The organism is Paenibacillus sp. FSL E2-0178, assembly GCF_038593005.1.
Lineage (GTDB): Bacteria > Bacillota > Bacilli > Paenibacillales > Paenibacillaceae > Paenibacillus_AQ > Paenibacillus_AQ phytohabitans.
Map to the genome: position 1 here is coordinate 7,754,984 of NZ_CP151953.1, position 12,385 is coordinate 7,767,368.

Annotated in this window: 11 protein-coding genes; all 11 read left to right on the plus strand. The window is 54.1% G+C overall.

Features of this window, described 5'->3' with window-relative positions; genetic code table 11:
- Positions 1-4: 4 nt before the first annotated feature.
- The 11 genes from MHI42_RS33410 to MHI42_RS33460 all read left to right on the plus strand — a co-directional run bounded on the left by MHI42_RS33410 (position 5) and on the right by MHI42_RS33460 (position 12,224).
- A complete protein-coding gene (locus MHI42_RS33410; RefSeq protein WP_342421958.1) occupies positions 5-1,417 on the plus strand; it encodes a CCA tRNA nucleotidyltransferase in 1,413 nt (470 codons plus the stop codon).
- Positions 1,407-2,207 (plus strand): biotin--[acetyl-CoA-carboxylase] ligase, encoded by an 801-nt coding sequence (locus tag MHI42_RS33415; protein WP_342421959.1) that lies wholly within the window; start codon positions 1,407-1,409, stop codon positions 2,205-2,207. Before MHI42_RS33410 ends, MHI42_RS33415 begins: the two co-directional genes overlap by 11 nt.
- Positions 2,208-2,526: 319 nt before the next feature.
- Positions 2,527-3,393, plus strand: a complete 867-nt coding sequence (gene panB / locus MHI42_RS33420; RefSeq protein WP_171716661.1) for a 3-methyl-2-oxobutanoate hydroxymethyltransferase — start codon at positions 2,527-2,529, stop codon at positions 3,391-3,393.
- Position 3,394: 1 nt separating this feature from the next.
- A complete protein-coding gene (gene panC, locus MHI42_RS33425; RefSeq protein WP_342421960.1) occupies positions 3,395-4,285 on the plus strand; it encodes a pantoate--beta-alanine ligase in 891 nt (296 codons plus the stop codon).
- Entirely contained in the window at positions 4,278-4,661 is a 384-nt protein-coding gene (gene panD, locus MHI42_RS33430) for an aspartate 1-decarboxylase (protein ID WP_171716659.1), read from the plus strand. The genes panC and panD overlap by 8 nt, the downstream gene beginning before the upstream one ends.
- Positions 4,662-4,775: 114 nt before the next feature.
- A complete protein-coding gene (locus tag MHI42_RS33435) occupies positions 4,776-5,417 on the plus strand; it encodes a hypothetical protein (protein ID WP_171716658.1) in 642 nt (213 codons plus the stop codon).
- Positions 5,418-5,534: 117 nt separating this feature from the next.
- Positions 5,535-8,393 carry an ATP-dependent DNA helicase DinG gene (gene dinG / locus MHI42_RS33440; RefSeq protein WP_342421961.1) on the plus strand — a complete coding sequence of 953 codons (2,859 nt, stop codon included), beginning with the start codon at positions 5,535-5,537 and terminating at the stop codon, positions 8,391-8,393.
- Between the two features lie 277 nt (positions 8,394-8,670).
- Complete coding sequence (locus tag MHI42_RS33445; RefSeq protein WP_342421962.1) at positions 8,671-9,324, plus strand: redox-sensing transcriptional repressor Rex; 654 nt, start codon at positions 8,671-8,673, stop codon at positions 9,322-9,324.
- Positions 9,311-10,612: an amidohydrolase gene (locus MHI42_RS33450; protein ID WP_342421963.1), complete on the plus strand. Its 1,302-nt coding sequence runs from the start codon at positions 9,311-9,313 to the stop codon at positions 10,610-10,612. The genes MHI42_RS33445 and MHI42_RS33450 overlap by 14 nt, the downstream gene beginning before the upstream one ends.
- A 26-nt stretch (positions 10,613-10,638) precedes the next feature.
- On the plus strand, positions 10,639-11,160 hold the full coding sequence (locus tag MHI42_RS33455; protein WP_342421964.1) for a DUF5590 domain-containing protein: 522 nt from the start codon (positions 10,639-10,641) through the stop codon (positions 11,158-11,160).
- A gap of 296 nt (positions 11,161-11,456) precedes the next feature.
- Positions 11,457-12,224, plus strand: a complete 768-nt coding sequence (locus MHI42_RS33460) for an aminoglycoside adenylyltransferase domain-containing protein (protein ID WP_342421965.1) — start codon at positions 11,457-11,459, stop codon at positions 12,222-12,224.
- Positions 12,225-12,385: the final 161 nt, after the last annotated feature.

Consider the following 12,385-nt stretch of genomic DNA (forward strand, 5'->3'; position numbering starts at 1 on the left):
AGGCATGGAATGGACAATGGCATCATCCGGCATGGCGGAAGCCGCCGGCACCGTTATTACCGGTCTGCTGGCGGGAGGGCATGAAGCTTATTTCGTGGGCGGCTGCCTGCGCGATGAACTGCTGGGCAGACCGGTGCATGACATGGACATTACCACCTCTGCACTGCCGGAGGAGGTTATGGCCCTGTTTCCGCGCTGTGTTCCTACCGGGCTGGCTCATGGCACGGTTACTGTGCTGCAGAATGGTTATAGCTTTGAAGTTACGACGTACCGGACGGAGAGCGGCTATGCCGATCACCGCCGTCCGGAGCACGTCTTTTTTGTGAGCGATGTGAAGGAGGACCTCCGCCGCCGCGATTTCACGATCAACGCCATGTGCTCCGGGCTTAATGGTGCGCTGATTGATCCCTTTGGCGGTGAGCGGGATCTTCAGCTCCGCCGTATCCGCTGTGTGGGCCAGGCGGAGGAACGCTTCGGCGAGGATGCGCTGCGGATGCTGCGCTGTGTGCGCTTCGCCTCCGTGCTGGATTTCGCCATCGCCAAGAATACGTGGCGCGGCCTGATGCGCCAGCGGGATAAGCTGGCGCATATTGCTGTGGAGCGGGTGCGCGCGGAGGTCGAGCGCATCGTAGAGGGCCCGCATCCGCAGCGCGGGCTGGCCCTCCTGCTGCGCAGCGGCCTGCTGCCGCGCGGCAAGGCGCCGTTCCCCTGGACCGGCTATGACCTGGCGGCAGCAGCCGCCCGTACAGCCGGTCTGGGGAACCTGCAGGACGCCCGCCTGCGGTGGGCGCTCCTGCTGCATGCCCTGGGATCGTCCGCCGCTGCGGCGGATGAGCTCCTGCGGGCATGGACGTTCCCGGGGGCGACGCGCAGCAGCGTCGTCGCCGTACTGCGCGTCCGCGAAGCCTGGGACGCGGCGCTGTCTTCGGTGGCGCCGGATGCTCCAGGCGCCACGGAGGGCCTGCGGCGGCGGTGGATCGCCGCCGTGCTGGCCCACGGCCAGTCAGCCGCCGAAGGGTGGCTGACGCTGCTTGCGGCGGCGGAGGATGCCGCCGCGGGGCCTGTCCCTGCGCCGGATCTGGCGCAGGGTTCTGCGGGCGCGGCTACAGCGTCGCCTGCCCTCGGTCCTGCCGCCACCGTGCCGCCTGCCCTCAGCTCCGCCGCAGGGCAGCAGCCCGTTTCCGCCACGGTCCAAGCCCGGCTCCTGCGCTCCTGGACCGCAGCTATGCCGCTCCGCAGTCTTGCGGAGCTGGCGGTGACGGGCAACGAACTGGCGGAATTGCTGCAGAAGCGGCCCGGGCCATGGCTTGGCGTGCTGCTGAACAAGCTGCTGCTGGCTGCCGCAGCCGGCGGCATTGCAAATGATAAACAATTATTGCTGCAGGAAGCACAAAGGATGGATAGAGATGAAGAGTGATGACACGCTGCCGTCCGGCCGTATGAAGCGGGAGGACTTCGTTTCAAGCTGGCCTGGCGAAATCGTACGGATGGATTCGGTGGCGTCTACACAAGAGGAAGCCAAGAAGCTGGCCGAGAACGGTGCCCCTGAGGGCACCGCGATTATGGCCGAGGAGCAGACCGGCGGCCGGGGCAGAATGGGCCGCAAGTGGCATTCCCCGCGCGGCAAGGGAATCTGGATGAGCCTGGTGCTGCGTCCGAATCTCCCGCTGTCCCTGACCCCGCAGCTGACTCTGCTGGCAGGTGTAGCTGTCTGCACGGCGATCCGTGAGGTTACCGGTGTTCCTGCCGGCATCAAGTGGCCCAATGATCTGCTGGCCGGCGGACGCAAAATTTGCGGCATTCTGCTTGAATCCTCCCTTAGGGAAGGCGGCCTTCATTACTGTATCGCCGGAATCGGCATTGCCGTTAATCTGACCCGTGAAGATTACCCGGCTGAACTGCAGGAGGTGGGAACCTCCCTGCTGATTGAAGGGGGCGGCATTCCCGTTGACCGTACCAGGCTTGCGGAAGCGGTGCTGGCTGAGCTCGAATATCTGTACCTTCAATACATAGAGCAGGGCTTCCGGCCTATTCGGGAGCTCTGGGAATCGATGTCGGTAACACTGGGCCGCCAGGTGTGTGTGAATACGCCGCAAGGCCGCACCGAAGCCATGGCAGTAGGTCTGGATGACAACGGAGGACTGCGGCTGCGCAATAGGGCTGGTGAGATTACCAGCGTGCTGTCAGGGGAAATCGAAATGATCTGAGCGTCAAGACATGCCGCCTTATGTCATATTTTTAGGTGTAATTGTCTGCAGATTTTGTTATAATAGCTTCAGAGGCGGCATCGCTATGGCGAGCTGTACTTAAGCAACTGAACTTTTATAGAGTTGTTTTACCGGATTTACCTTCATAACTGTATGTAACGGTTACGTTGGATTCTGCTCTGAGCCGTAAGGACCGAGACAGAAGGGACGATCGCGAGTGACTCTTTTTTGCCCTTCGGACCTTTTTAGCGGACCATGCTAAAAGGTTTTTTTGTTTGCGCGGTAACGCGTATTTTATGGAAAAGGGGAATGAGAGCTAATGGCAGAGAAACATCCGCTGAATATTATCAAAATGAAAAAAATGAAAACGGAAGGTGTGCCGCTGAGCATGCTGACCGCATATGACTATCCCTCAGCCCTGCTCGCCGAGGAGGCAGGCGTCGACCTGATTCTGGTAGGCGACTCGCTCGGGAATGTCGTGCTTGGTTACGATACCACCCTGCCGGTTACCATAGACGATATGGTCTACCACACCCGTTCGGTGAAGCGCGGGGCGCAGAACACATTTATCATCGCGGATATGCCTTTCATGACCTATCACGGAAGTGTGGATGAGACCTTGCGCGGAGTGCGCAGGCTGATGCAGGAAGGTCAGGCCCATGCCGTCAAAATGGAAGGCGGCCTTGAAATCTGCAATGCGGTATCCGCTGTAGTTGCCGCCGGAGTGCCTGTTCTCGGACATATCGGCTTGACTCCGCAATCGGTGAATATGATCGGCGGCTACCGGATCCAGGGCAAGGATGCCAAGGATGCACAGCGGCTGATCGATGAAGCGAAGGGGCTTGAAGCTGCCGGAGCCTTCGGCATCGTGCTTGAACTGGTGACGGAAGAAGTGGCTGCAGCCATCTCCAAGGCAATCAGTATTCCGACCATCGGCATTGGCGCGGGCCGCTATTGTGACGGTCAGGTCCTGGTCTTCCATGATGTGCTGCGCTATGCCTCCCCTTACCGGGAGAAACGGTTTGTCAAAACCTACGCCGATGTCGGCAGTCTGATCCGTGAAGGCATCAGCAGCTATGTGCGGGAAGTGAAAGACCGCTCCTTCCCGGCGGAGGAACATGTGTTTAACGCGGATGAAACGGTACTGGAATCCCTATACGGCGGTGCCGGCAAAGGAGCGAAATAAGATGAGAGTAATCAGAACAATTGCACAGATGCGTGAAGCGCTGGAATATATGCGTCAAGGCGGCCATGGGCCGGTCGGTTTTGTACCTACTATGGGTTATCTGCATGAAGGCCATGCCAGCCTGCTGCGCGCAGCAGGTGAGAAGAGCGGCACAGTGGTGATGAGTATATTTGTCAATCCGCTGCAGTTTGGCCCTAATGAGGATTATGCTTCCTATCCCCGCGATGAGCAGCGTGATCTGGCGCTTGCTGAACGCGAGGGTGCGGATATTGTGTTTATCCCTAGTGTTGAGGAAATGTATCCCCAGCCGATCCGCACGGGAGTTTCGGTGTCTTCCCTTACAACACAGCTCTGCGGAGCTTCGCGTCCGGGTCACTTCGATGGAGTGACTACGGTGGTCAGCAAGCTGTTCAATATTGTACAGCCGGATTATGCCTTCTTCGGGCTGAAGGATGCCCAGCAGGTAGCTGTTCTCCGCCGGATGGTAGCGGACCTGAACATGAATGTTGAAATTATCGCCTGCCCGATCGTGCGGGAAGAAGACGGACTGGCCCTCAGCTCACGCAATGTCTATCTAAGCGCTGAAGAGCGCAGACAGGCACTGGTGTTGTCCCGTTCCCTGCGCGAAGTCCGCCAGGCACTGGAGGACGGCAAGGTGAGAACGGTGGATGAGGCCCGGGCGCTGCTGGTTACAGTTATTGCTGAATCCCCGCTTGCGGTCATCGATTACGCAGAAATACTGACTTTTCCGGATCTGGAGAGCCTGGAAGGCGGCAGTAAGCTGAGTGCAGCCGGCGGAGAGGTCATTATGGCACTTGCCGTGAAATTCGGCAGAACCCGCCTGATCGACAATAATGTATTTATTCCCAAGGAGGCTCACGCTCTTGTTTAGACATATGATGAAATCCAAGATTCACCGTGCTACCGTCACCGAAGCCAATTTGAATTATGTCGGCAGCATTACCATAGATGAGAATCTGATGGAAGCCGCGGATTTGCTGGAGAACGAGAAAGTGCAGATCGTGGATAACAACAATGGTTCCCGGCTGGAAACCTATGTCATCCCTGGCCCGCGCGGCAGCGGCGTTATTTGTCTGAACGGTGCAGCTGCTCGTCTCGTGCAGCCGGGGGATACCGTTATCATCATTTCTTACGCGATGCTGTCATCCGAAGAGCTGGCGGCCCATAAGCCGACCGTTGTATTTGTAGATGCCGGCAATCAGCCGGTGAAGCTGGCGGATCATGAGATTCACGCGACGATTGCCTAAATCCCGTTATTTGAGCCATGTAATCAATGGCAGGGATGAAGACACCCCGACTTGTGAAAAATGAAGTCAGGCAAGCTTAAGCTGACTTCATTATCAGTAAGGGTGGGATGTCCGGTGTTTCAACATTTATTTGCTGAGATGAACAAGATGCTGCAGGAGATCAGTGCTGACTATCCTACTGCGGAGGGTGCCCGCCGCAACGACCTTTTATCCAAATATAATATGCTCCACAGGATCAGCGATGATGTAATGGATGAATGGCTGGCCTTTGCCGAGAAGCTTAGCCAGTTCCGCGATCAGGCAGATTTTCAGCCGCAGCCGGAGCAGGAAATCCCTGAGGAGGAAGCGCCAGAGCTTGCTATGGATGCTTTTGTCAGGGGACAGGGTTATTATAAGCTGCTTATGTACCGCAAATGTATCGAACAGTTCAAGGAAGTCACTGCCCGGCACCCGGACAGTCTGGCTGCCCGGCTGTATCTGGCTATGGCTTATCTGCAGGAGGGTGAAGGGGAAACGGCATGGGGGCATCTGAATCATATGCTCGGCCTCATCCGTGAAACGAAGCTGAAGGCGATGATTTATAATGCGCTTGGCTGCATCAGAGCTTCTCAGGAACGCTTTAATGAAGCAAGTGAGCTGTTCAGTCTTTCTCTGCTGCATGATCCCGCTCTTCCTGAGCCGAATGTTAATCTGGAGGTTTGCCGCAAGCGGGGCGGGAAGCTTCAGTTCGGACAACAGCTGGTCTCGCTTTTATAATTAATTTTCATCCGTTCAAGCGATGTGGCCCTGCTTCACCAGGGGTGTGCATCGCCTTTTTTCGTAACTTCTGTTATGCTGATAAAGAGTCTCAAGTGAAAGGGAATAGAACTTATAATGAAATTTGCCGTGCTTGATTTTGAAACTACGGGAACCCAATCTGTGGGAGAGATCATCCAGGTTGGCCTTGCCATTATAGAAGAAGACAGGTCCATCTCCCGGGTGTATGGTTCCTATGTCAAGCCCGGAGCACCCATTCCTCCTTTTATTACGGGCTTGACCGGAATTACAGACAGTGATGTGCAGGACGCGCCGGAACTTGATGAGATGATGATGGAACTGGTGCCGCTGCTCGATGATGTTGTGCTGGTTGGACATAATGTGGCGTTTGATTTTCATTTCTTGCAGAATGCGCTGGACCGCTGCGGCTATTTGCCGTTTCAGGGCCGGATTCTGGATACTATCGATTTTCTCAAAATATGCTTTCCCTCGCTGACTACCTATCAGCTTGGGTCCGTGAGCAGCCATTTTGGCCTTACGCATGAGCGTCCCCATCAAGCGGACAGTGATGCCCTCGCGACGGCGCTTGTGCTGCTGAAATGTCTGGAGGAGCTGGACAGCCTGCCTCTCCTGACCATCCAGCGGCTCAATGAGCTGTTCGCCGATGAAGACAGTGACCTCGCCTGGTATTTCGACGGTCTGCAGCGTGAGCGCGAAATGGAGACCTTCCAGCCGGAAGGAGACCTGACCTTCTACCGTCAGCTGGCCCTTGCTGTAGGCGACTGGGCAGAGCTGGCTCCGCCTCGGGAGGAAGGATCTGACAACCCGCTGCAGAATATTACCTTCGGGGAGTATATGGAAGAGGTAACCAAACGTCTGAAGGACACCCTTCCGCAATATGAGAGCCGTGAAGCCCAGGAGCTGATGATCCATGAGGTCATGACGGCGCTTGATCAGGATAAGCATCTGCTGATTGAAGCAGGAACCGGCACCGGCAAATCGCTGGGCTATCTGCTTCCGGCCATTTATCACAGTGTCCGCAGTAATCAGAAGGTCATGGTCAGCACGCATACGATCAACCTCCAGGATCAGCTGCGTGAGCGCGACATCCCTCTTTTGACGAGTGTTGTGCCCTTTCCGTTCAAGGCAGCGATCTTTAAGGGAAGAGGACACTATTTGTGTCTCCGCAAGTTTGAACATAGAATTAATAAAAGGGACTTCACAAGTCCCAGGGAAGAAGCGCTTACGGCTGCGCAGATGATGGTCTGGCTGACCCAGACGGAGACCGGCGATGATGAAGAGCTGAACTTAAGCGGGCGCGGCGGTGATTTCTGGGAGACCGTAGCCAGTGATACCGACTCTTGTCTGGGACGCTCATGCCCGTGGTTCCGGAAATGTTATTATCACCGGGCCAAGCATGAAGCCGGGATTTCTGATGTGGTGGTGACTAACCACTCCAAGTTATTCGCAGATGTTAAGGCCGGGCATCAGCTGCTTCCGGCTTACGAGCATCTCATCATTGATGAGGCGCATCATCTGGAGGACATTGCCGGCAAACATCTCGGAATGCAGATGAAATATTTCACCGTGGCGCATACGCTCACCCGTCTGTACAAGGACAGCCGTAGCGGACAGCTGCCTGCCCTGCGCCAGACCCTGCAATCGTCCGGCAGTGAGCAGGCTTCGGAATGGAGCGGCGTTATCGACCGGATCTATCCGGATCTGCTTACCGTCAAGGAGTCATGGGATACACTTAGCGACAAGCTCTTCGGCCTGCTGCCTGAACGCAGCGATGCCGGAGCCGGTGAAGCCGGCCAGCTGGTCGCACGCCTGCAGCCGGGCAAGAAGCCCAAAGAGTGGGAGGAGCTGGCCGCTCTGGAGAATACACTTAACCTCAGCTTGAGCGATATCATCCGCAAGGGTGATAAAATGCTTAGTGAGATGCGTGATACGGACAGCCAGTCCTCTTCGGACAGTCTTGTGACGGATATCGGCGGGTTGTTCAAGGACTTGGCCTCCATCCGGGAGCAGATCCGTTTCTTTATGGGGCTGAATGACGAGAATATCGTGTACTGGCTGGAGGGGAGCGGCAATTACCGCGGCAAATCGCTGCAGATGTATGCCGTTCCGGTGGATGTGAGCACCCAACTCAGAGAGCTGTTCTTCGACAAGAAGAAGAGTATCATCCTGACCTCGGCCACCTTGTCTGTGGATAAGTCATTCCAGTTCATGATAGATAATCTCGGTCTTGGTGAGGCTGCAGAGCAGGGCCGTCTGATGACAGCCCTGCTTCCGTCGCCGTTCAAATACCGTGAGCAGGCACTGCTTGTCATTCCACGTGACTTCCCGAGTGTCAAGGGAAGCATTGGGGATGCCCGCTTTGTGGATACACTCGTCCATTCACTGGCAGAAACTGCCGTGGCTACCCGCGGGCGGATGCTGGTGCTCTTCACCTCCTACAAGATGCTGCGCCAGGTCTATGATCCGCTGAAGGAGGCCCTGGCTTCGCAGGATATCGCGGTGCTTGGACAAGGTGTAGAAGGCGGCAGCCGGAGCAAGCTGATCCGGCGGTTCCAGGACAGTTCGGCGTCAGTCTTGCTGGGTACGAGCAGCTTCTGGGAAGGTGTAGACATTCCCGGCGAAGCTTTGACCTGTCTGGCCATTGTCAGACTGCCGTTCCAGCCGCCCAATCATCCGCTGGCTGAGGCAAAGTCGGAGCTGCTCCAGGCACAGAAGAAGAATCCGTTCATGAAGCTGTCCGTCCCGCAGGCCGTAATCCGCTTCAAGCAAGGCTTCGGGCGGCTGGTCCGCACCGCGCAGGACCGCGGAATCGTTATTGTATATGATACCAGGGTAATCGAATCTTATTATGGGAAGTATTTCCTGTATTCGCTGCCCGGTCCCAAGATGGAGCATATGCTGACGGATCAGATCGTTCCGCGGATTGCAGAATGGCTTGAAGATGGCGGGGTTTAATAATCCGTCTCCGGTTGATATTATGTATAAGTAATTATTGTTCTGAAGTCCCGCGCTCAAGGGGTGCTGCCCAAACGGGCAGTCCCGGAGCACGGTTCCTATAACCGGCTTATCAAGCAGCATATGCTATCAAACCTAAGTGAATGCTTACGAAGCGAGTTTTGCGAAGTTGAATCAAGAAGTATATGCTATCAAACCTAAGTGAATGCTTACGAAGCGAGTTTTGCGAAGTTGAATCAAGCAGCATATGCTATCAAAACTTTTAGGAGGAGAAAACATGAAATCGGATAAAATATCGGAGGCCGTCGTTCGCAGACTCCCAGTGTACCTGCGTTTCCTGAACGATCTCCAAAAACGTGAAATCTCAACAGTTTCTTCTCAGGAGCTGGGACAGAAGCTTGATCTCAACCCCGCCCAGATCCGTAAGGACCTGGCTTATTTTGGTGATTTCGGCAGAAAAGGCATTGGTTATGATGTCTCTTATCTGATTGAGAAGATCCGGCATATTCTCAAGCTGGACCAGCAGATTAATGTAGCTCTGGTAGGTGCAGGTAATCTCGGCCACGCCTTATCGAATTACAATGCCTACTTGAAGGATACGATGAAGATTACAGCTATATTTGATGCTTATGAGCCCAAGGTAGGCCAGCAGATCAACTCGTTGACTGTTCAGCCGATGAGTGAGCTGGGGGATACCATTCGTGCACAGGGCATCCGCATCGGGATTATTACCGTTCCGGACAGTGAAGCACAGAACGTTGCTGACATTCTGGTGGATTCCGGCATTGAGGCGATCCTGAATTTTGCCCCTGTCATTCTTAAGACTCCATCCAATATCCGGATTCATGCCGCCGATTTCACTACGGATTTGCAGAGTCTGGCTTATTATTTGCATGACGGAAAGGACGAAGCTGAAGATGAGCAGCAATAAAACCATTATTAAAGATGGACGTTTTCTGGTGCCTGGCAGCGATAAGCCGGTGCTGAGCGGTTATATGACCATCGAAAATGATCTGATTACTTACATAGGTGAAGCGAAGCCTGTAATTGAAGAGGATGCCGAGGTTATTGACGGCAGCCGGCTGCTGTTCATGCCGGGTCTCGTCAACACCCACGGCCATGCGGCAATGTCCCTGCTGCGCGGGTACGGTGATGATATGGTACTGCAGGCTTGGCTCCAGGAAAAAATGTGGCCGATGGAAGAGAAATTCACTGGTGAGGATGTGTACTGGGGCACTTCGCTATCCGTTCTTGAGATGCTGAAGGGCGGAACTACGACCTTCCTCGACATGTATGATCATATGGACCGGGTTGCTGAGGTTACCGAGCAGTCAGGCATCCGTGCAGTACTTATGCGCGGTGTTATTGGCCTGTGTCCGGAAGAGGTGCAGAATCATAAGCTGGCGGAAGCCATTGCTTTTGCCCGGAACTGGCATGGCAAGGCTGACGGCAGAATTACTGCAATGCTCTCGCCGCATGCGCCTTACACCTGTCCTCCGGAGTTCTTCATGAAGTTTGTCCAGGCGGCTCATGATCTTGATCTGCCGATGCACACGCATATGTCCGAAACACGTCATGAGGTGGAGCAGAATGTGGCCGATTACGGCCTGCGCCCGGTCGCTCATCTGGAGAAGCTGGGAATGTTTTCCCGGCCGTCTCTGATCGCCCACGGTGTTCATCTGAATGATGAAGAGATTGAGATTCTGGCCCGCCACAATGTCGGCGTATCCCACAATCCCGGCAGCAATCTGAAGCTGGCCAGCGGAGTAGCCCGTGTTCCTGAGCTGCTCAGAGCAGGCGTTAAGGTCTCCCTGGGTACGGACGGAGCGGCAAGCAACAACAACCTGGATATGTTCGAAGAGATGCGGCTGGCCGCGCTGATCCACAAAGGCGTAAGCGGTGATCCTACAGCAGTACCGGCTCCAGAGGCACTGCTGATGGCGACCGAATATGGTGCACAGTCGATTTTTCTGAACCAGGTAGGCCGGCTTGCAGCAGGGATGAAGGCCGACTTCATTGCGATTGATATTGATCAGCCGCATTTGCTGCCGCATACCGATCTTTTGTCCCATGCGGTATATTCAGCCAGTGCCAAGGATGTGGAGCATGTCTGGGTGAACGGCAAACTGGTTGTGAAGCACAGACAATGTCTGACACTAGATGAAGAAGCCATCCGCCGCAAAGCGCAGGAAACGTTCGAGGGGCTGCTTAAACGGTAATACAGGTTATATGGAAAGGAAGCTGCATGTTGAAGAAGAGGAGAAAATGGCTTCCGCTGGGGATTTCCCTGGTTCTGCTCCTTCTGTTCGGACTAAGCCAGTTTTATGCCTACATTATGAAGGATCAGTGGAACGAGCGGAGTGAAGCCAAAGAGATTGCCAGAGCGCGCGCCGGCTTAACTGAGGTATCCAAAGCACAGAAATCCGTCTGGGATGAAAATGCGATTTACTGGGTGCTTACCGGAAAAAATGATGCAGGAACCGAGCTGATGGTTTGGGTCCGCTTTACCAAGGACGGCCAGCCAGCCGGAGGCGACAACGATTTATACGCAGAGGAGCTCAGCAAGGGGACCTCAGAGGCGCAGATCCGTGATATTATAGCTGCCCAGCTTCCGGGTATTACGATTAAGCGGCTGCTGCCGGGAGTGTACAACGGAGAATATGCCTGGCAGCTGTTCTACAAAAAGGACGGCAGGTTCTATTACAACTTCTATCGCTTCACAGACGGCAGTGCCATCGGTGAAGGGTATAGCCTGCCCAACCGGTAAGCGGCAGCAGGCAGTATATTACAATTTAAGCGGGGGAAACAGAGTCACTGTTCTCCTGCTTTTTTGTTGTAATGTACAGTTAGTTTCAGGTGGAGAACAGCTAGAATTATTCTTGCGCTTGTGGCTCCGGGTTAACTATGGCTTAATTATAACTGTAAAGCTGACGGCTGTAGAGCCGGCTGATGATCTGACAGTATCATTCCGTATATACGGAAATACATATGATTTGCAATACTTAAATACACACAATCAGCAGCAGAATCGTTCGTGATTTTGTATACAGGGGGATGAATAAAATGGAAGTTCTTGCTTATTTAGATCAAGCGGTGGAACTGTTCAAGGGTGAGCTTGGAACCAATCTGTCAGGGATCTATTTGCATGGTTCGCTGGCTATGGGCTGCTTTCATCAGGATCGAAGTGATATTGATCTGCTGATTGTCGTACATGACAAGCTGCCTGTAGAGGTCAGCAGGAAATTGGCCGGAAAAGTGGTTGCTTATCACGACAGTCTGCCGAACCGGCGCGGGGTTGAGCTAACTATAGTACTGAAGAAATATTTGAAAAATTTTGTACATCCGACGCCTTTTGAGTTTCATTTCTCGGACTTTCATCTGGACCGGTATAGAAATGATGAGCATTATCTGTGCGGCGGGTTTGAGGATGCCGATCTGGCGGCACATTTCGCGGTCGTGTATCAGCGGGGGATTATCCTGTATGGTGAGCCTATACGGGAAGCGTTTCTGCCGGTAGACCGGCAGTATTACCTGGATTCCATTCTTGGTGATATTGGAGATGCACCGCAGAACATTATAAATCTGCCAGTCTACTACACACTGAATCTGTGCCGGGTGCTGTATTATTTGCAGGAAGGATATATATCCTCCAAAAAGGAAGGCGGGATATGGGGGCTGCAGCATTTGCCGGCTAAATATCACGGATTGCTTAAGCAATGCCTGGATGAATATAGCGGAGGGGTAAGCGGCGGCGGATATGATCAGGCGTTATTAATTGATTATGCAGAGTACATGGCCGGCGAAATCAGACAGCACCAAGCTAAAGTGTAAATTCAAACTAACAATGATTGAAGCGGACTGAGAAGCCCTTATTTCTTCTAAAAAGCCTATTTTGGCAGTGAAGCGGACTGAGATTCCGTTATCTTGTTCATTTGAGCCCAAATTGGGATGTAATCGGTCAATTAACGGAACCGGAGTCCGCTTGGCCCGTA